Raw genomic sequence first — 20,076 nt, forward strand, 5'->3', positions numbered from 1 at the left:
TTCTTGTCGTTACGCCACATCGGCAGAGAGCAAATCAAGAGGACCGCCTTCAGCGATGATATCCTGCACCGAATAAATCGATATAGGAAACATCGGGAAGCCCACGTAATAGGGTGTGATCTCATACAATTGAAAATAGATAACGATCGATTTGTCAGCTAGATAGAAATCTTGATTCGGTTTTATCGCAGTAAAACTATTCAGGAGCGGCAGATCTCTCTGCTTAAGTTGGACACTGATCTGGGAGGAAAGGGCGGCGACATAATCTGAGCCTGGTTTGAACAAATCTGAGAGGCTATATAACTTGCCTGTATTTACGTCAAACGTAAGTGATTTGGCGATCGTATTCCCATGCGCCATAGGCTGGGAATAGGCATAGTTGGTGAGGATTAGACTTAATATACCTCGCTCGTTCGTCTTGATTTCATAATGACCGGTCATTTGCATATTTGTCCCAGTTTGCACTCGCAGCTGTTCTTGCTTTAAAATAGTAACAAGATTGATAATCGTTCTGTTGATGTGTTCCTGTACACTGCGGTTCTGTAATCCGACAATTTGAGGATAATAAATCGTCGTGCCAGGAGAAGTCATAGAGTGGGTCTGAATACCAACTGGTAATTGAAATGCCATTTTATTTCGCACCCTTTCGATGAGAGCTGCATCTACAATTAGCCTATTCAATTGGAAAGAAACCGTGTGATTATTTTTTCAAAGCTTGGAGTAATAGACAATTAAAGTTTGTATCCGAGGTGATAGTGTGACATTTGCAAAATTATCTTTCATACTGGGTTTGACAGCAGGTTTTGCTTCTATCGTGCTTTGGTTCGTTCTTAACTTTCACAATTCGCATACAGGGCAAAGCCATGCACATGGCATAACACCTACCTTTATTATGGTGCTCCTACCCGCAGCTGCGGCGATTATCTCCTCTTTTCTAACGCTGCCTAGACTGATGATGCTTGCATTTATCTGGTCACTGCCACTATGCCTGTATTTGATTCTGACCCAAAGCGTGTTTGTATGGTTTGGCGTTACCTGTCTGCTGTATCTCATCTGCTACTTCTTAATGAGATCGAATGTCTATCTTAACCTTCACTCCAAAAAAGGCCAGTTTCCGCCGCGCGTCTAGCGTGGATGGAAACTGGCTTTTTTTAAATCTCAGAAAGAATATAATTCGCCTATCCTTTTCTGATATTATTGTGGAAGAAAATTACGTCGCTACCAGAGGACGGCATCAGCCGTTTCTTCTTATTGAGCGCGTGATTATGTTCACATTACAGCTTGACTGGCCAAGTCAAGCCGGATCAGGTCTGCGGTAAGCTGGCCGCTGAGGGTGACCATCGGCACGCCGCCACCGGGATGGACGGAACCGCCTACAAAGTACAGCTTGTCGACCACGGTACTGCGGCTAGCGATCTTGAAGCCGCCGTTCAACTTGCGGTTGGACACTACACCGTAGATGGAACCGCCGTTTGATCCATAAAGTGCCTGCAGGTCATCCGGTACGAAATCATATTCGAATTCAATCGCGCTTCGAAGCCCTGTCGCGCCCATTCGTTCAAGCTTCTCAAGCACGAGCTCCCGGTAATATTCCCGGCGATAGATCCAGCTCTCTTCCCCTTGGAGTGCAGGGACATGAGTAAGTACGAACCAATTTTCTTTGCCGTCTGGCGCCTGCTGACTGTCTGTTTTGGATGAAATGCCGACATAGACAGTGGGGTCCTCAGCGGGAAGACGTTCAACGAATATGCGGTGAAATTCTCGCTCCGGATCCTTCGACATGAAGAAATTATGATGCTTCATATTCGGAAAGGTACGATTAACACCAAGCAGCAGCACATGGCCCGAGACGCTTGGCACGAATTTGGCTAGCTTCTTCTGAGCAGCAGCGGCAGGTGCATAGTCACCTAGCAAAGACGAATAAGCAGGAATTACTTCTTTGTTGCAGACAATAATGTCAGCCAGCATTAAGTCTCCATTCGCCAATCGGACGCCTGCTGCTTGACCGTTCTCAACAACGATCGATGACACCTCAGCATTTGTACGAACTTCGACACTAAGCTCTTCGAGCAGCTTCAACATGGCTCTGGCGATGTTATACATACCACCCTCCACATAAAAGATGCCTAGACCGAGCTGGACATAGGCGAGCTGTGTTAGTATAGCAGGAGCTGAATAAGGTGACGAACCGACATACATCACGAGGAAATTTAACAGCTGACGAAGATGAGGACTGTCAAAATAATTGGCCGTCGTCTGCGCTACCGTCTTCAGCGGATCCATTGCGAGCAATTCCTTCAATGAGTGATGATGCCTCAAATCAGTTCGCCCGCTCAAGCTGCTCTTGTAAAAGCTCTTAATACTCAGATCGTACAGCTTGCGTGCATGCTCCAAATAGGGAAGTAGTCGTTCACGATCATGCCGCGATAATTCACCGACTTTGGCCAGCAGCTGAGGAAGATCGCCATCGAGATCAATCTGTACACCATCCTCGAAGAAGGTACGCCATTGTGGTTCGATTCTAGATAATTTCAAATAGTCGGAAAGACTGCGTCCAGCGGAAGCAAACAATTGTTCCAATACCCAAGGCATAGTCAGGATGGAAGGACCCGTGTCGAAGGTATATCCTTTTCCGGCTCGGATATTCAACTTGCCGCCTGCACGCTCGTTCTTTTCGAGTACGGTAACCATGTGTCCGTCTGCTCTTAGCCGGATCGCAGCGGATAATCCGCCAAGTCCTCCTCCGACAACAATAATATTCTTGCTGCTCATGATTTTCCTCCTCATAGATTTCTGCCTTGCATCCACATTAAAAATTTAAATTATTGACGATACTGCTATTACCCGCTCTATCTGTCATTTATACCCAGTTTGTACGCATTAGCTGCAGGAAATACCATCGTATTGAAAGTTTCTGAAAAAATTTCATTATTATCAACATGGATGATAGAGCTAGTTCGCCAGTCCAGCTTCCCTACAGGCCAATCGCAGCAAACAGATGTCGCAACAGCGCCCAATATGCTATGCTAATGACTTGAACCAGCAGCCTGCTGAGCTTGAAAAGGATTATTTTTCCTCTTAGCTTGGCATGAAGCTGATCGTTATTTTCAAAGCTAAAGGGGAAGCTGCAGATGGATTTTATCGTCAATTATTTATCATTCTTCGTTATACAAGCGGATGGATCCGACAACGCCGCGAAGACCTTTAAGCATTTTCAAACCCTTGACCGTGAAGAGTATGCGGAGAGTGAGCTCAAGTCCTTTCTGGATGGCGAGTTTCAACGTATTTGCAAAAGAAAAGCGGAGCGTCATGCAAGCAGCGAGAACGCCCCGACCAAAATAGGCCGTTTCATTGCAGAGCCCGGCTATGAGCTCGATAGCAATCCGAACTACAATTTGTTCCAGCGTTTGCGTACTTCAGAATCGAAAGAGCAGTATCATGGCTTTGCCGATGAAATGGTTCGTTTGTATATGGATGCGGCTGCCGTTCGCGGTGGAGCGCTTATCATCGTTAGTGCAACGCCCAATAAGGTAACTGATGAAGCGCTGCTATTCGTGCTCAAATGTGATTTTGAACCGAAAATTGCAAGAATTGCCGATGAGAGACAGCTCATCTCGCATGTGGAAATGGCCATAAGTGCGCGTAATATGAAATCCATTCAATACCCGCTTATGCCAGAGGAAGGTATGATCGAGCCATGGGAGCTGAAAATTCATCAAGCCTCACATGCCAGATATTTTGAAGACTTTCTTCGATTTGTCAGCTATGAGAAGGCAATGCCGGAGCTGATGAGTGAGCAGATGCTTGAGATGGTCCATGAGTATATGGAGGATAAGTGGCAGGGGCAAGAGGGTGAAGGAAGGCAGCAGGAGGCTCAGAAGTACGAGGTTTGGGCGGCGAGCGAGAAGCGCGGACTACAGGAAGAATGGACGCACGAGCAGGTAGTGACTGCCGCTGAACGACTTATTGAGCATCAGCCCAACCTGAGCGTGTCGTTCAAGCTGGATGCTGTCTCTGTTAAAGGACCGCTGACGGATTTTGGACAAGCGATTCATTTTGCCACTTATAATGGTCGTTATATTGCACTTATTGAAGGTGACGCGTTCCAATTCGATCGCAGCATGTCGCCAGTCGAGCTGCTTCAGCCTCCTGATCTGCTCGAAGTTCTGGAGCTTGTAGGGCGTAAACGGATTCCGGAGAAAGAAGCAGAGACGGCAGTGGCGCATGTTGCAGCCGATAGTGATGATATCCCTTATTAAAAAGGATTCTTAATAAAAACGAGCAGGAGGAGTAATCTGGATGGAAAAGTTATTTTTTGTTCAGCTTGGAATGGGTACGGATCTTCATGGACAGAGCGTGACCAAGGCGGCGATACGTGCCGTGCAGAATGCTATTCATCACAACTCGATGCCAGGACTTCGGTCTGTACTTCCTGAGGGAAGCTTGTATAACATGAAGGTGAATGTGAAATTGGCTGTTCCTTGCGAACGCGAGACGTTAGACGAAGATGCGGTTAAAGCTGTCCTTCCCTACGGTCAGGTAACGATCGAGGTTGTTGATGGCGGTATGGTTACCACTAGCGGAGTTGTACTCCCAGATAAGCAGGATAAGAATGACCTGATCTACGTCGTTATTGCCTCTGTAGAAGTTGGCTATTAGTATTCATTGGTAAGGCTGCCGAAAGCAATGAACGGCAGCCTTATTTGTTTTGGCAGTATTTTTCCAATCTGTGAAGGAATTGTTGGAATTCTATTGAATTTTGAAGATTATAAACAGAATAGTAAAAGGAGGATAAATGGGTCTTTCATAATTTGAATCCCGATGAAGTGACTTACGTTGTGGAAAATGACGATGGTACTATTGTAGGATTCTCCAATGGTGGAAAGTGCAGAAGTGAACAATACAATTACGATTCAGAGCTTTATTCCATTTACCTATAGGAGGAATTCCCCGTGAGCTGCCCCTTTATACAATTTGAGGTATCTGAGAAAAGGCGGTGTGGAAAGTGCTATTTGGTTTAAATCATTCATTAAAAGCAAGGGTAATGAAGAAGAAAATAAATTGGAATGCCATGTTGCCCAAACATATCGCTATCATGATGGATGGGAATGGAAGATGGGCAACCCAAAGAGGCTTACCACGTACAGCAGGCCATTTTGCAGGAATGAAGACAATGAAAAATACGATACGTTTTTGTAAGAAAAATAACGTTGAATATTTAACTCTTTACGCCTTCTCTACTGAAAACTGGAAGAGACCAAGATCAGAAGTTGATTATATTATCAGCTTAATTAATGAATTTGTAACCGATGATACTTTAGACGATTTGAATAGGAACAACATAAGGATAAACTTTATTGGTGACATTTCTAGATTCTCTCTGGAAACTCAAAATATGATGAATAACGCCGCAGCACTAACGAAATCAAATACGGATATGATAGTTAATTTTGCGGTGAATTATGGTGGTCGTAATGAAATTGTTCATGCTATGAAGTTGTTTTTAAAAGACGGTTCACATGAGCTTTCAGAAGAGGAATTCGAACGTTTCTTATACACTTCTGAATGTCCATATCCTGAACTTATCATAAGAACAAGCGGTGAAAAGAGATTAAGTGGTTTTTTGCTGTGGCAATCGGCCATGTCGGAACTTTGGTTTACTGATGAGATGTGGCCTAGCTTCAATGAGTACCTATTTTATAAAGCTATTTATGAGTTTCAGTGTCGTAAACAATACGCATAAACAAGAGTTTACTGCACTAACGTTGGGGGGTGTTCTTATGAAAACAATAAAGGTTTATCATTATGATGCATTCAGTAACATTCCCAATATGGGGAACCCAGCTGGGGTAGTCTTGGATGGAGATAATCTTGAGGAAGAGCAAATGCAAGCAGTGGCTGAGAAAGTAGGTTTTAATGAAACGGCTTTCCCACTTAAATCCGATAAAGCTGATTTAAGAATTCGTTATTTTACACCGGGTCACGAAATAAACCTTTGTGGTCACGCAACAATGGCAACTATTTATGCATTGAAAACGAAAGGGTTGCTGGGTGATAAAACAGATTTTACGATTGAAACAAAAGCAGGTGTTTTGCCGATTAGACTACATTCAAAAGACGGACTTTACATAACAATGAAGCAAGCCATTCCCCAATTTCAAGAGTTCAATGGTTCTCTTCAAGAGTTGGCTCTTTCTATGGGAATACATGAAGGAGATATTGAGACAGAACTACCAACATTGTATGGCAGTACAGGAACGTGGACATTATTGATTCCAATTATAAGCCTTGCTGCTTTCAAACGAATGAATCCAAATAACAAGCTCTTTCCGAACATTTTAAAGGAAATGCCTAGAGCGTCTATCCATCCTTTCTGTTTAGAAACCTACGATTCAAATGCACATATGCACGCTCGCCATTTTTCATCACCGTTTTCTGGTACAATTGAGGATCCAGTTACTGGTACTGCCTCTGGGGTTATGGGAGCTTATTATGCAAGATATATAACGAAGAATTCTGATTCTTCATTAAACCTTTTGATTGAACAAGGTCAGGAAATCGGAAGGAATGGAAGAGTCAGTGTAACAGTAACAAAATGTGATGAAATAGAGATTACGGGCAATGCTGTTTATGTTAATGATTTTGAGGTTTCTATTTAATCAGCCTTTAAAAATTTAATACCAATAGGGTTACCGTACTGCGTACAACCCAACCTCTCTTTAAAAATCAATAATTACCGAACATACTTTTACTTAATTCAACCAAAAGGACAGTGATTAATCGCTGTCCTTTTGTAGATATTGCGTGTCATTTACTGCTTATTTATTTTGTCCAGGATCAAGCTGCATAGAAACCCCAATTCGATTCCAACTATTAATGACGTTAATAATCATTATGAGATCGATGATCTGCTTCTCATTATAGTGAGCACGAGCTTGTTCATATACCTCATCAGTCAAACCATGTTCGCTTATTCGGGTCATCGCCTCGGCCAGATGTAAGGCTGCTTTCTCCTGCGCTGAGAATAAAGTGGTCTCCCGCCATGCATTCAAGAGATAGATTCGCTGCTCACTCTCACCAATCTTGCGTGCGTCTCTCGTATGGGAATCGATACAAAAGGCACATCCGTTTAACTGTGATACTCGAATTTTGATTAATTCACGTAAGATAGGATCAATGTCAACACTATTGGCGAATTGATCAAACTTAAGCATAGCTTGAAAAGCTCCGGGGTTTACTTCACGATAATTAAACCTCAATCTTATCACTCCTCTTATTGATTGTTGAGAGACAATTTTATCACTCATAACTAAGACAAATGAGATCATGATTTTGTGACAATAAGCGATGACTTTTTTCAAAAAGAGATCAAGTGCTTCATTCCTAGAATTAATTTATCCGGATTCATGACGGAATACACACGGGAGATCCGCTGAGTTCCTGGCTCATAACCAAATAGATAGACATGGGTTATTCGTTCAGCGACAAGAATAACCAACCCTTGCTGTCCATTGATCTGGGTGATGAGGGCTCTGGCATTTGCTGGTCTTTGTGCAATAGAGTAAGTGAGCAGAGCGATAACCCGATCCCTGCCATAGATTGGATTGATTGCAGCTTTCACCTTGCCGCCACCATCAGTCAACATTACGGCATCGTCGCTTAGGAGATGTAGGAATTCTGCTACATTCCCAGCTATGAAGGCTTGGCTGAACTTTTGCGCTAGTTCAGCATGATCTGTTGGATAAGGCTCCCAAAGAATATCGTTTCGTCCCTCATTGAGTAGCTTTTGCTTGGCACGGCTGTAGAGCTTACGACAGTTAATCACCGTCTTATCGAGCGATTCTGCAATCTCTTCGAAATCGTAACTAAGCGTCACTCTCAGTATGTACACGGCCCGTTCTGCGGGGGATAGCAACTGAAGCAGAACTAGAAAAGAATAGGCAACCTCTTCGCGTCTTTCTGATAAGACAGCTGGATTACTGTCATCCTGATATTCCACTAAAGGTTCGGGAAGCCAAGGACCAATATATTGTAGTCTTGTTCTGCGAACCGATTTCAATTCGTTCAAGCAGCGGTTTGTCACCATTTTGCATAAATATGCTTTCGTGTCTCGGATAGAGGAGGAAGGCATTTGCTGTTGAAGGGTGACAAATACATCCTGAACGATATCCTCTGCATCTTGAATGAGGCCAAGCATACGGTATGCTATTGAGAATAACAAGGGTCGATATTCCTCATAGAGTTCGCTTACATTCATAATGGAGTAACTCCTTTGTCGTATATAGAAGATGAGAAATAAGGCTCCATTCGTAATGATGGAGATGATGTTCTTATCGTAAAGTAAAGCTTCCCTATGCGCAACAAGTTGCACGAATGGCTAAGATGTCGATAATAGAGATAGAAAGTAAAATTGTGGAAAGAAGGAAGTGGCCCTATGCCAGAAGCAATCGCGATCGTAACGGGAACCTCAAGAGGAATTGGAGAAGCACTCGCTTTGAGTTTGCTTGAGAAGGGCTTTCGTGTATTCGGAATCGCTAGATCAAACTCATTAGTGGAAAAGCTTATCAGTCATGAGCGGTTTATATCCATAAGTTATGATCTTTCACAAACTGACGGTATCGCAAGGATAATGGAGGAGTTATTTAATGAGATTAATTATTCGAATACCACAGAAATACTACTCATTAATAATGCGGCTATGTTAGAACCATTGAAGTCGATTGATCAGTGTGATGAAGCAGAGATGGCTCTCCATCTACATATAAATTTGTTAGCGCCTATGGTCCTAATCTCATCCTTTATCCGGCATACTCAAAAGTGGGAGATAAGGAAGCGAATTGTGAACGTAACATCAGGTCTGGCTGAGTATTCTGCGCCTTCGATGAGCCTGTACGCATCCTCGAAGGCGGCTCTTAATATACTATCCCGATGTGTAGCGGATGAACAACGTCAACTATCTCATCCGGTTGAGGTTGTTTCGGTTGATCCAGGCATGGCAGATACCGCTATGCAGACAACTGCACGCAGCCAAGCGGCAGATGTTTTCCCCATGCTGACCTTCTTCAAATCCTCCTATGAGGATGGCAAGCTGTGGTCCGCAGAAGAGGTTGCGATTAAGTTATTAAATCGAATAGAGCCGATTCATTTGGATGGAAAGCTGCTGCGTTTGTATGAAGACTAGTCATTTTCTGCAACCTGCTGGACGTGTACGAGAATGAGCACCAGTCATCGCAATTTATCGCGCTGTACCGTTCATATTCTGTTCATAATAGCCATGTATATTGTGTGAAGTTAGAGAAGCTGAACATGAATGAATCGGAGATGAATGGATATGACCAAACTGCTTGTTGTAGACGATGATCCGCATATTCGCGAGCTTGTAAAGCTCTTCTTAATAAGGGAAGGCTTTGAAGTAATAGAAGCCTCTGATGGAATAGATGCACTTCGTATACTTGAAACGGAGCAAGTGGATATGGCCATAATCGACGTTATGATGCCGAATATGGACGGTTGGGCGCTATGCAAGGAGTTAAGAGAAAACACCGAAACCCCCGTGCTGATGCTGACTGCTAAAGGTGAGACTTCGCAAAAATTGAAAGGCTTTGAGCTGGGTGCGGATGATTATCTCGTTAAGCCTTTCGAGCCTCTTGAGCTCATCGTTAGGGTTAAGGCGCTGCTCAAACGTTACCGAATTGCCATCTCGCAATCCATACAGATCGGTGAGGTTCAGCTTAACCGTATTACTTTTGAGGTAACGATAGGCGGACGGGCAATAACCCTCCCGCTTAAGGAATTCGAGCTGTTATTCAAACTAGCTAGCTATCCGGGCCAAACCTTTTCTAGAGAACTGCTGATCGAACAGCTCTGGGGCTTCGACTATGAAGGAGACGAGCGTACGGTAGACGTTCATATCAAGCGGCTTCGTGAGCGATTTCCAGAAGAACTAAGCCGCTTTCGCATTCAGACTATTCGTGGACTTGGCTACAGACTGGAGATGTGAGGATGCTCAAGGTTCTGAAGGTTATCGCCGGTGTGATTTTTATTAATCTTATGATTTATCTTAGCTGGAGTGTCGCGTTCACGATAGTCTCCTATACCAAGGAGAAGAGAAACGAATCTAATGTGACTGCTGCCATGATTCATGAAGGGGTGCTGATGGGGGATATGTTGGCACTCCAACATTCCTCATGGAAGGAAGGGCTCGAACGAATCGCGCAGCATAATCATTACTCGATGCTTGTCAGGGATGCGCAAGGAATCGAACAACATTTTGGCAGTAACAGTAAGAAGTATCCAGAGATTAGTCAGACTAGCATGCAATCGATTATTTCAGGTGGCACCTTCACGGAGATAGAGCGAAGCAATATTTTCAAAACTGGGGTTGCTACAGTAGGGGTTCCGATTCAACTAGATGGGAAGCAAAGGGCTTTGGTCATTCAAAGTGAAACGCCAAGTCTCTATGACCATTATGGAAGCCAACTATTAACGGTATTCTTAGGGTTTCTCATAATGTTTCTGGGTATGCTCTCCTTTCGGCCGTGGAAGAAAGAAGCGGGTGCTCTATATAGCATAATCGAGGCACTTCGTCGGATGTCGAAGGGTGACTTCAAGGTTAATCTTTACAAGAATAGACATATGAACGGTCAGTTCGGCCAGCTGGTCGAGAGCATTAATGATATGGCTTCTGAGCTTAATCAGATGGAGCAAATGCGTCAGACCTTTATCTCAAACGTATCACATGAGATTCAGTCGCCGCTCACCTCGATTCGCGGATTTGCACGCGCACTTCAGCAAGAAGGACTGGATACGGAGCAAAGGCATCATTATTATTCAATCATCGAAACGGAGAGTCTGCGCTTGTCCAAGCTCAGTGATAATCTGTTAAAGCTGACCTCTCTTGAATCGGATCAGCATCCCTTCGAGCCTAAGCCTTATCGACTGGATAAGCAAATTCGCCGTGTGATCCTTGCTTGTGAGCCGCAATGGGTGGAGAAGAATATTAGGATGGATGTTGATTTGGGAGAAGTCATCATCACTGCGGATGAGGATCTATTGTCTCAAGTATGGACGAATTTGATCGGCAATAGCATCAAATTCACACCTAATGGGGGGACCATTTCAGTTGATGTAACATCATTATCAGACGGTGAAGGAGCCAAGATATCGATCTCAGACAATGGAACGGGTATCTCAGAAGAGGATTTGCCCCATATCTTCGAGCGGTTCTTCATTGCGGATAAATCACGTAATCGAACAGTGGGCGGAAGTGGACTAGGCTTGTCCATCGCGAAACGAATTATTGATATGCATCATAGTGATATTCAAGTCAGCAGTAAGCGGGATGCAGGTACAACTTTCACGATTAGAATCAGTAATACGAAGAAAATAAACCTGAAACAATCATAGGTTCCCAGCCAATCAGATATAGGTGTCGAAGCTGAGGGATGGAACAAAGCATGAATAGCTTGCAGAGGATATGTAGGAAGGGAAATCGTGTTTATGGACTTGAAAAAACTACGTTACTTTATCGCAGTAGCAGAAGAACTGCATTTCAATCGTGCTGCAAAAAAACTGAATATAACCCAACCTCCCTTGAGCCAACAAATCCAAAGTCTTGAGGAAGAACTCGGTGTGAAGCTTTTGGAGCGAACTAAGAGACAGGTCCGACTTACGTCAGCAGGAACGATATTTTTGGAGGAATCCAGAAACATTGTTTCTCAATTGGAACAATCAATTAAGCTGACACAACATGCAAGTCAAGGGAAAGTTGGACTTTTGTCTATCGCATTTGTAGATTCGGCACTTGGTGGTATGATGGTTAACGTTTTAAAGGTATTTCGGGAGCGTTTTCCCGATGTGCAGCTTACTCTATTTGAAATGACATCTGCCCAACAACTGAAAGCTTTATATGATGGAAAAATACATGTCGGCTTCCTTCGTTTGGTAGATCCGTCAAAACATATCACCTCTCGACTCTACACTAACGAATCACTCGTTGCCGTATTACCCGAGAATCATCCATTAGCCAAGTCAGACAAGCAAACTTGTGTAAAGGCTATAATCTTAACCGGTCTTGCTTGGATCAAACTCAGAAACGCCATTTAAAATAGTATTTATTTGTCTCATGACCTCAGTATCTAGAGTGACACCTGCAGCTTTGACGTTTTCCTTTACCTGCTCGGGCTTCGAGGCTCCAATAATAGCAGATGAGACTTGCGGGTTTTGCAAAACCCACGCTACTGCAAGCTGTGGCAGTGTTAACCCGGACTCCTGTGCGATCGGCCGAATTCGCTCTACTGCCTGGAGGACTTCTTTACGCAACCACTGTCCGGCCAAACGTTCGAAAAATGGTGAACCAGCTATCGTAGAGGCGCGGGAGCCCTCCGGTATCGGCTTGTCTGGTGCATATTTACCGGAAAGAATACCCTGGGCCAGTGGAGACCAGACAACCTGTCCAATTCCTTCACGCTCACAAGCGGGAATAACTTCGGCTTCAATAACACGCCACAACATGGAATATTGGGGTTGACTTGCCACGAAGGGAACTCTCAGTTCCCTTGCCAAAGCCGCCCCAAGCTTTATCTGTTCTGCTGTCCACTCGCTCACCCCCACATATAGTACTTTTCCCTGCCGAACCAAATCGGAAAATGCCAAAAATGTTTCTTCAAGCGATACAGTCGAATCAAATCGGTGTGCATAGTAGACATCGATATAATCCGTTTGCAATCTTCGAAGCGAAGCATGGCAGGCTTCCATGATATGTTTACGGGATAGCCCTTTATCGTTATGTCCGGTACCCGTTGGATGAAACACCTTCGTGCACAACTCAATACTTTCACGACGTATCCCCTTTAAAGACTCCCCTAAAATAGATTCCGCTCTCGTCTCCGAGTAAACATCAGCTGTATCGAAAGTTGTGATCCCGGAGTCTAGTGCAGCATCTACACAAGCTTGCGCTGTGGTGTCATCCACTTGTGCACCGTGGGTTATCCAGTTTCCGAGTGCCATCTCACTTACCAACAAACCGCTTTTGCCAAGTTTCCGATATTGCATTCTTTATTCCTCCCTTCATTATAAATCTGATTATAACAAGTGTTATTTAATATTAAAAATATATAAAACACTCATTATTAATTCGAAATATGTATTAATGGGATGCTGTTATTCTCAAAAGGATCAGCTGTAATATTTTAGGAAAAGGAAATGGAGGAATAGTGTGGAAATAAATTTAGAACACAATTATTCTGTACAAGAGAGGAACAACGATGATTTCTTTAACAGAAGCGTATGTAGATTCTTTAGCAATCAACAGCAGTGCGATGAAGAATGGTCGCGACCTAGTCAAGAAGAACAGCTTTCCCAAGCTGGGTAAAACCTCGGATGAGACACTCATATTCGGTGAATGCAAGGGAAGCGGCAAAGAACCTTACCATTGCTCGGTAGATTTCGTGAAGCCGGAGGAGCCTGTATTTCGCTGCAGTTGCCCGAGTCGACAGTTTCCATGCAAACATATTCTGGGGTTAATGTACGCTTACGCGCTCGGCAATGCTTTTGAAATCACCGATATCCCTGATGATATTGTTGAAAAGAGGGAGAAGGCAGAGAAGCGCGAAGAGAAGCGGGAAGAGAAGAAAAAAGAACCTGTAGGCGAAGCTGCTGCGAAACGCAAAAAAACGAATCAGTCGACTTTGCTCAAAAAAATAGCGTCACAGCTGGAGGGCATCGAGCTATTGGAGAAGCTTATTCAGCAGCTTACGAATTCGGGCCTCGGCAGTTTGGACAAGAAGACAGTGAAAACGTTCGAGGATCAGTCTAAGCAGCTTGGCAACTATTATATACCGGGGCTGCAAACGGCCTTCCGTGGGCTGCTCTTTGAATTGAATGCTTCGAATGAAGCGAGCAGCTCCGAGCAGAAGGAATCGTTGTATACCTCAATCGTGGAGAGCTTGGGCGTTCTGCATACCTTAGTCAAGAAGAGCCGCGAGTATTTAACCGCACGCATGGACAATCCCGAGAGCTCTATCGATAGTGAAACGACGCTAGAGGAGTGGATCGGTCACGCTTGGCAGCTTATTGAGCTGCGCGAGCATGGACGCGTGCATCCAAGTACGGAGCTGGTTCAGTTGTCGTTCCTATCCTATACAGATCAAGCGCGAAGTGAATTTGTAGATGAGGGCTACTGGTTGAGTTTGTTGAACGGACGGATCGACGTAACGCGAACCTATCGTCCTTTTCGCGCGGCCAAGCATATACGGGAGGAAGACTCCTGGTATCAAGTCGTGCAAACAGAAGAACTGTTTATGTACCCTGGGGAGCTGAATGCGAGGGTGCGTTGGGAAGCTTCAACACAGCGTGAAATGGCTGCCGATGACTTCGCAGCCATTCGTAATGCAGCTCACAAGTCATTTCCTGAAGCGGTTAAGCTGGTTAAGAACCAGATTAAAAATCCGTTGTCAGACAAATTCCCTGTCCTGCTGCTGTTCTATACCGAGATCGGACAAATTGACGATACCTTGGTTATCGTGGACGCTCAGGGCAAGCAGATTCAGTTGGCTAACATCGCTTTCCCAGATCATGACACGACATCATTGATACCTTACTTGAATAAACAATATGTGAAGGATCAGGCCATCCTCGTCAAATTCGGCCACATGATGGATAAGAATCAGCTGCAAGCCCAGCCATTAAGTATAGTGTCGTCTAACGAAATCATCCGATTGTTATATTGATTTAAAAGGTTAGGAGAAAATGTGATGAGCATAGCTATTTTATTCGATCTACAGCTGGAGGTACGGCGCTTATTTATTGCAGGCAGCAGGATGGCCGAAGGCGATCTACGGTTAAAAAAAATATTGCCTCAATTACAAAAGCTTGGTGAATCCGCTGCGGTTTTTAAAAGAGTGGCCCAGGCGTTTATAGATGTAGTGGAACCAACCGACAAAAGCGAGGGTGCTGCGGCAAAACTACTTGATCTAAGCACGCTTCTTAATTCGATTTTATATACGCAGGGAACGACCGAGGTACAAGGGGACAGCGAGGAGGTAGTTGGGACTACTATTGCTTTATCCACGAAGATCCCTTACCGCAAGCTGAGTCCGGTTATCGAGGCATTGACGTCCAAGGGGCAAGGTCGTATGGAGCGGATCAACCAGGCTTATGAGGAACATTTGCTAAAGGATTTTCGTGTCCTTCCTGCAGTTGTTGCTGCGCTTGATGACAGTTACGCAGAGATAGCTGATTTTGTAAGCCAAAAGGTTATTCCCGAATATGGGGAAGATGCACTTCCAGTGCTCCTTAAACAGTATGATCTTAATGGAGGCAGGGCGCATGGGCGTCGGCTTACACTTGTGCACGAGCTTTTGAGAGAATCCGGAATGGAGCTGTATCTTCAGGCTGCTCGGGAGGGCTCAGTAGAGGTTCGTATGTCCGCGATTGAGCTGCTTGGGAATTACCCGGCACAAGAAAGTCTTATCCTGGAGCAAGCCGATGATAAGAAGAAGGAAATTCGCAATGCGGCATACGTTGGCTTGGCCAAGCTTGGAACGGATAAAGCCGTAGACCGTCTATATCGGGCGCTAACGACAGGGAGAGACCGGGATAATGCCGTTGCGGCGATTCAACAATGCGAGGCTGCATCGCTTACCCATAAAGTAATTGATAATGCAGAGGTCGCGTTGGAGCAGATAGTCAGCGCCACGGAAAAAGAAGAACCGATCAAACAACTGCTTGCGGATCTGGAATGTTTGGATGAGAAGCAGCAGCCAGAGGTACTTGATTTTTTGAAAAAGCTGCTCTCAACGCCTGGTGTTATGATTCCCGCAGCAGAGAATATTCAAGAAAAAGCCGCTCAGCTTCTGCTGTGGATGAAATTGCCCGAAGCTTACGAATTTGCTGTAGGATTACAAGAAGTCTTTAATGGCAGATTCATTGGGTACAGCTTTCAAGCTGCATATACAACGCTGACTGCTGATGAAGTTTATGAACGCTTCTCTAAAGAGCTCAGGGAACCGAAGAAAAAGATGGTCAAAGACCTGCTGATCGCAGCAATACATCAGGTGGCGCCCTCATCGTATCAGCAGTTGGCTTTAGTTAGAGATCCTGTTTCTTCTGACGAAGAATATATACACAAGCTGGACCCCAGATGGGTTCACTTATTCGCAGAGATTGATCAGGAAGAGCTGGTATGGAGCCTGGCTGAGAAGCCGGATAAAAAAATTACAGCTTATCTGGTGAGAAAGTTCCAGGTAAAACCTAAATTCAGAACACATCGATCGAATGCAATCCTACTGGTGTTATTCCGAAGCGGTTACAAAGAAGCTCCGGAGCTGTTAATGACTATGCTCGAGAAGGATACAGCGAACAACATTTATTATTTAGATGAGCTTCAGCGAACTCTGCTTTATCTGCTGCCGCGATCCTATGCGGACAGACTGCGCGTATTCGCCGATGGCTTCAATTACTTAAGTGTCAAGCAGCAGACGCTTGAAATTGCCGAGCAATTAGCAGAGAAACCAGAAGAATTGGTCACAGAGAAGGGGACGGGATTATGGGGATGGATCAAAAACAAGATGTCTTAAGGCTTCCAGCTGAACGGTTATATGAGCATGAGCTTGAGGCTTTAAAGAAAGCGGATAAGGATGCGCTGCCTTCTGGGTGGAAGCTTTCTCCCAAATCAGTGCTAACCTTCATAACGGGTGGAAAAGTCGGAGGTGTCGAGATTACACCCAAATATATCGGCAATCGGCGCTTGGTAGAAATGGCTATTGCTACCTTACTTACTGACAGGGCACTGATGCTGATTGGCGAGCCGGGAACGGCCAAATCTTGGTTGTCTGAGAACCTGACGGCTGCTATTCATGGTGATTCCTCCAAGGTTATTCAGGGTACGGCTGGTACAAGTGAGGAGCATATTCGCTATTCATGGAATTACGCAATGCTGTTGGCTCAAGGCCCTTCCGATCAGGCACTGATCAAAAGTCCGATCTTTCGGGCGATGGAAAGCGGTGGTATCACCAGATTCGAGGAAATCTCGCGCTGCGCATCGGAGGTTCAGGATGCTCTAATCTCGATATTATCCGAGAAAACACTTTCGATTCCCGAGCTTGATAGAGAGCTATCAGCAGCCAGAGGCTTCTCCGTCATTGCAACGGCGAATACACGTGATCGCGGTGTGAATGAAATGTCAGCAGCGCTGAAAAGACGCTTCAATATCATTGTTCTTCCCGCACCTTCGGATATTGAAACTGAGGTCGGTATTGTCCGCAAGCGTGTTGGTGAAATCTCCGCCAATTATGAGTTGAACGCATCGCCACCTGATGACGAGGCGGTTCGCAAGGTCGTGACGATCTTCCGTGAGCTTCGCAACGGGATGACGATAGACAGCAAGGATAAGGTAAAACCGCCAAGCGGTGTTATTTCGACTGCTGAAGCGATCTCCCTCTTAACGGGCAGCATGGCGCTGGCAGCCAGCTTCGGGAACGGCACGATTACTGATGAGGATGTAGCCGCAGGACTTCAAGGCGCGATTGTGAAGGACGAAGAGAAGGACCGTCTGGTGTGGAAAGAATACTTAGAAAATGTGATGAAGAAGCGGGGTTCTTCATGGAGAAGCTTGTATCAAGCTTGCTCGGAGATGAACGGTTGAGCAGCGAATCTAACATGAGCGCGGACCATACGATAGGCAGAACGCCTACGGGCAGTGAACAGAACGAAGACTTTCACGTTTTCGGGATTCGGCACTTATCCCCTGCAGGTGCCCATCATCTGCTGTCTTTTCTCGATACGATCCAGCCAACGGCCATATTGGTTGAAGGACCGAGCGATGCAAGTGGAGTAATTGCTCAGTTAACTTCCCGCGGAGTGGTGCCTCCAATTGCGATTCTAGCCTATACGGATCAGCTTCCAATACGGACGCTGCTCTACCCTTTGGCCGAATATTCACCGGAATATCAGGCCTTCGTGTGGGCGAACCGTCATGGTGTGCATACCGAATTCATCGATCTGCCTTCAGAGACGGCGCTGGCTCTTCATGAGCAGCGGAGGGCTTGGCGCACAAACTCCCTCCTTGCAGAGGATGAGCAGGAAGATCAGCAAGATGAACTTGAGGCAGGCCAATCAGCGGCAGCAGTTGAGAACGGGCTGCAAGCTTATCTGCGCAAGCAGAATGAACGTTATGAGCATATCGCTGAGTTAGCTGGTGAGCCCAGCTATGATGCTTACTGGGAACGCCACTTTGAGCATAATCTACAGAAGGATGCCTATCGGCATGCGGTGTATGAGTTCTCAGCGCAAATGAGGGAGCTTTCTGAGCTGGATGAGCGTGAGCATGACGCAGCAGAGACTGCCTACAATGAAATTCGAGAAGCCTATATGAGGCGTCGCATTCAGGAGGTATTACAGGCAGGTCATGCCCCGAATAAAGTTGTTGTGGTTACGGGCGCTCACCACGCCTCGGCATTAGACCTGCGGTTTCCCGTTATGACGGATAAGCAGCATGCGAGCTTGCCCAAGGTACCAACCAAATTAACGTTAATGCCTTACTCCTTTTATAAGCTATCCACCCATTCTGGCTATGGAGCGGGCAATCAAGCTCCCGCATACTTCACTTTATTCTGGGAGTGTTTGCAGAAGGGTGATTTAAGCCAGCTTCCATCGCTATACTTTTCCCATGTGGCTGCACGACTTCGTGAGCAGGGTAATTTCCGGTCCACTGCGGCTCTAATTGAAGCGGTCCGGTTAGCGGAGGCGTTGGCTTCTCTCCAGGGAGGCAGTCAACCGACGTGGCAAGATCTGCGCGATGCGGCAGTCGTATGTCTAGGTTATGGGGAGCTATCCACGATTGCAGATGCGCTAGCGAGAACGGATGTGGGCACAGCGATAGGAAGCCTGCCGGAGGGTGTTAGCCAAACGCCGATACAGGACGATATGAATCGGGAGTTGAAGCGGCTTAAGCTGGAGAAATACAAATCGACGGTAGCAGTGACGCTGCAGCTGGATCTGCGAGAAAACCGCCGAGTGCAATCGGAAGAGGCGGCTTTTATCGATCTCAAGCGGTCTGTGCTTCTGCATCGGCTGGAGCTGCTCGGGATTAATTTTGCCCGTAAGCAGCGGGTCAATCAGGAGGCCGCGTCATGGGCTGAGCATTGGGTGCTGCAGTGGACGCCTGAAGCGGAGATCCAAGTCGTCGAGTCCACGTTAAAAGGCGAAACGATTGAATTGGCAGCGGCTTTTGTGCTCAATGAGCGATTGGAGTCTTGCGTAGATATTGCCGAATCCTCCAAACTGATTCGATTGGCTTGTGATTGCGGAATACCTAAGCTGATGGAGCAAGCGCGAAACACCCTGCAGGAGCTAGCTGTTGATGCAGGTAATTTCAATCAAATTGCAAGCAGCGCCTACGATCTATCCGTGTTGATTCAATATGGGTCCTTACGTAAAATCGAGACGGATTCATTAATTCCGCTACTTCAGCAGCTGTTTCTTAGAGGCGCCCTTTTGCTGAGCGATGCTGCCAACTGTAATGATGATGCGTCGAAAGGCGTTGTAGACGCTATTCAAACGCTGCATGGAGTGGCACAGGAGCATTTTGAAATCGTTGATGATGGACTTTGGCTGCAAAAGCTGCACGAGCTGTCCTCGCGTGATGACCGGAATGCGAAGTGCTCGGGGTTTGCTTTTGCTATTTTACTGGAACGCAATGAGGTATCAGAAGAACAAAGCGCACAAGAAGTATCGAGACGGTTGTCTCCTGGTATCCCTACTGACTTGGGAGCAGGCTGGTTTGAAGGCTTATCGATGCGCAACCGTTATGCGCTGTTATCCCGCCTTTCATTATGGAGACAGCTCGATAACTACATGGAATCACTGGAGGAAGAGCAATTTCACCGTTCACTCGTATTTCTCCGCAGAGCATTTGGCTCCTTCGAACCTAGAGAAAAGGCGGCAATTGCTGAAATGATGGGTGATATCTGGGGAGTGGATACGGATCAGACGGGTGAAATGCTGCAGCGTCCGCTCAGTGAGGAAGAAAAGGGGAAACTCGATGAGCTTAACGATTTTGACTTCGGGGATTTGTAG

Annotated in this window: 19 protein-coding genes; 14 read left to right on the forward strand and 5 right to left on the reverse strand. The window is 45.6% G+C overall.

The annotated features are described in order from the left end of the window. Window positions 1-9 precede the first annotated feature (9 nt). Window positions 10-630, reverse strand: coding sequence for a DUF3298 and DUF4163 domain-containing protein (locus tag EKN16_RS06390; protein ID WP_125654704.1), 621 nt, complete (start codon window positions 628-630; stop codon window positions 10-12). Between the two features lie 127 nt (window positions 631-757). Here EKN16_RS06390 and EKN16_RS06395 point away from each other — a divergent pair, with 127 nt between their 5' ends. Continuing rightward, window positions 758-1,129: a hypothetical protein gene (locus EKN16_RS06395; RefSeq protein ID WP_125654706.1), complete on the forward strand. Its 372-nt coding sequence runs from the start codon at window positions 758-760 to the stop codon at window positions 1,127-1,129. Window positions 1,130-1,269: 140 nt separating this feature from the next. Here the strand turns inward: EKN16_RS06395 and EKN16_RS06400 are convergent, their stop codons facing one another. Then, the gene (locus tag EKN16_RS06400; protein ID WP_125654708.1) at window positions 1,270-2,772 is read right to left on the reverse strand and encodes a phytoene desaturase family protein; all 1,503 of its coding nucleotides are present in this window, start codon (window positions 2,770-2,772) and stop codon (window positions 1,270-1,272) included. A gap of 81 nt (window positions 2,773-2,853) precedes the next feature. On the opposite strand from EKN16_RS06400, the gene EKN16_RS33675 reads away from it, so the two are divergent. The 5 genes from EKN16_RS33675 (at window position 2,854) to EKN16_RS06425 (ending at window position 6,659) form a co-directional block, all read left to right on the forward strand. Then, window positions 2,854-3,030, forward strand: coding sequence for an aldehyde dehydrogenase family protein (locus EKN16_RS33675; protein ID WP_125665918.1), 177 nt, complete (start codon window positions 2,854-2,856; stop codon window positions 3,028-3,030). Between the two features lie 101 nt (window positions 3,031-3,131). After that, window positions 3,132-4,259: a DUF3900 domain-containing protein gene (locus EKN16_RS06410; protein ID WP_125654711.1), complete on the forward strand. Its 1,128-nt coding sequence runs from the start codon at window positions 3,132-3,134 to the stop codon at window positions 4,257-4,259. Between the two features lie 40 nt (window positions 4,260-4,299). Further along, window positions 4,300-4,659 (forward strand): Lin0512 family protein, encoded by a 360-nt coding sequence (locus tag EKN16_RS06415; protein WP_125654713.1) that lies wholly within the window; start codon window positions 4,300-4,302, stop codon window positions 4,657-4,659. A 346-nt stretch (window positions 4,660-5,005) separates the two neighbouring features. Further along, window positions 5,006-5,743, forward strand: coding sequence for a polyprenyl diphosphate synthase (uppS, locus tag EKN16_RS06420; RefSeq protein ID WP_197719124.1), 738 nt, complete (start codon window positions 5,006-5,008; stop codon window positions 5,741-5,743). Window positions 5,744-5,780: 37 nt separating this feature from the next. After that, window positions 5,781-6,659 carry a PhzF family phenazine biosynthesis protein gene (locus EKN16_RS06425; protein ID WP_125654715.1) on the forward strand — a complete coding sequence of 293 codons (879 nt, stop codon included), beginning with the start codon at window positions 5,781-5,783 and terminating at the stop codon, window positions 6,657-6,659. 159 nt (window positions 6,660-6,818) lie between these two features. Here the strand turns inward: EKN16_RS06425 and EKN16_RS06430 are convergent, their stop codons facing one another. Together EKN16_RS06430 and sigJ are read right to left on the reverse strand one after the other, a co-directional pair. After that, a complete protein-coding gene (locus tag EKN16_RS06430) occupies window positions 6,819-7,268 on the reverse strand; it encodes a carboxymuconolactone decarboxylase family protein (RefSeq protein ID WP_375782067.1) in 450 nt (149 codons plus the stop codon). Between the two features lie 89 nt (window positions 7,269-7,357). Continuing rightward, a complete protein-coding gene (sigJ, locus tag EKN16_RS06435; protein ID WP_125654718.1) occupies window positions 7,358-8,257 on the reverse strand; it encodes an RNA polymerase sigma factor SigJ in 900 nt (299 codons plus the stop codon). Window positions 8,258-8,434: 177 nt separating this feature from the next. Here sigJ and EKN16_RS06440 point away from each other — a divergent pair, with 177 nt between their 5' ends. From EKN16_RS06440 to EKN16_RS06455, 4 genes are all read left to right on the forward strand, one after another. Further along, window positions 8,435-9,181: an SDR family NAD(P)-dependent oxidoreductase gene (locus tag EKN16_RS06440; protein WP_125654719.1), complete on the forward strand. Its 747-nt coding sequence runs from the start codon at window positions 8,435-8,437 to the stop codon at window positions 9,179-9,181. A 150-nt stretch (window positions 9,182-9,331) separates the two neighbouring features. Further along, window positions 9,332-10,000 (forward strand): response regulator transcription factor, encoded by a 669-nt coding sequence (locus EKN16_RS06445; protein ID WP_125665923.1) that lies wholly within the window; start codon window positions 9,332-9,334, stop codon window positions 9,998-10,000. A gap of 2 nt (window positions 10,001-10,002) precedes the next feature. Beyond that, window positions 10,003-11,406 (forward strand): HAMP domain-containing sensor histidine kinase, encoded by a 1,404-nt coding sequence (locus EKN16_RS33620; protein ID WP_311547035.1) that lies wholly within the window; start codon window positions 10,003-10,005, stop codon window positions 11,404-11,406. 93 nt (window positions 11,407-11,499) lie between these two features. Then, complete coding sequence (locus tag EKN16_RS06455) at window positions 11,500-12,105, forward strand: LysR family transcriptional regulator (RefSeq protein ID WP_232016487.1); 606 nt, start codon at window positions 11,500-11,502, stop codon at window positions 12,103-12,105. Here the strand turns inward: EKN16_RS06455 and EKN16_RS06460 are convergent. After that, a complete protein-coding gene (locus EKN16_RS06460) occupies window positions 12,064-13,053 on the reverse strand; it encodes an aldo/keto reductase family protein (RefSeq protein ID WP_125654721.1) in 990 nt (329 codons plus the stop codon). The two genes, EKN16_RS06455 and EKN16_RS06460, sit on opposite strands and share 42 nt — an antisense overlap. Window positions 13,054-13,265: 212 nt before the next feature. Between EKN16_RS06460 and EKN16_RS06465 the strand changes: the two genes are divergently transcribed. The 4 genes from EKN16_RS06465 to EKN16_RS06480 are packed head-to-tail and all read left to right on the forward strand — an operon-like array spanning window position 13,266 to window position 20,076. Next, the gene (locus EKN16_RS06465; protein ID WP_125654723.1) at window positions 13,266-14,729 is read left to right on the forward strand and encodes an SWIM zinc finger family protein; all 1,464 of its coding nucleotides are present in this window, start codon (window positions 13,266-13,268) and stop codon (window positions 14,727-14,729) included. Between the two features lie 24 nt (window positions 14,730-14,753). Then, window positions 14,754-16,577, forward strand: coding sequence for a HEAT repeat domain-containing protein (locus tag EKN16_RS06470; RefSeq protein WP_125654725.1), 1,824 nt, complete (start codon window positions 14,754-14,756; stop codon window positions 16,575-16,577). Beyond that, on the forward strand, window positions 16,553-17,644 hold the full coding sequence (locus tag EKN16_RS06475; protein WP_125665928.1) for an ATP-binding protein: 1,092 nt from the start codon (window positions 16,553-16,555) through the stop codon (window positions 17,642-17,644). The genes EKN16_RS06470 and EKN16_RS06475 overlap by 25 nt, the downstream gene beginning before the upstream one ends. Before the next feature lie 14 nt (window positions 17,645-17,658). Beyond that, window positions 17,659-20,076, forward strand: coding sequence for a DUF5682 family protein (locus EKN16_RS06480; RefSeq protein ID WP_125665931.1), 2,418 nt, complete (start codon window positions 17,659-17,661; stop codon window positions 20,074-20,076).

Origin of the sequence: Paenibacillus baekrokdamisoli (assembly GCF_003945345.1) — a bacterium.
Taxonomy (GTDB): Bacteria; Bacillota; Bacilli; order Paenibacillales; family Paenibacillaceae; genus Paenibacillus_Z; species Paenibacillus_Z baekrokdamisoli.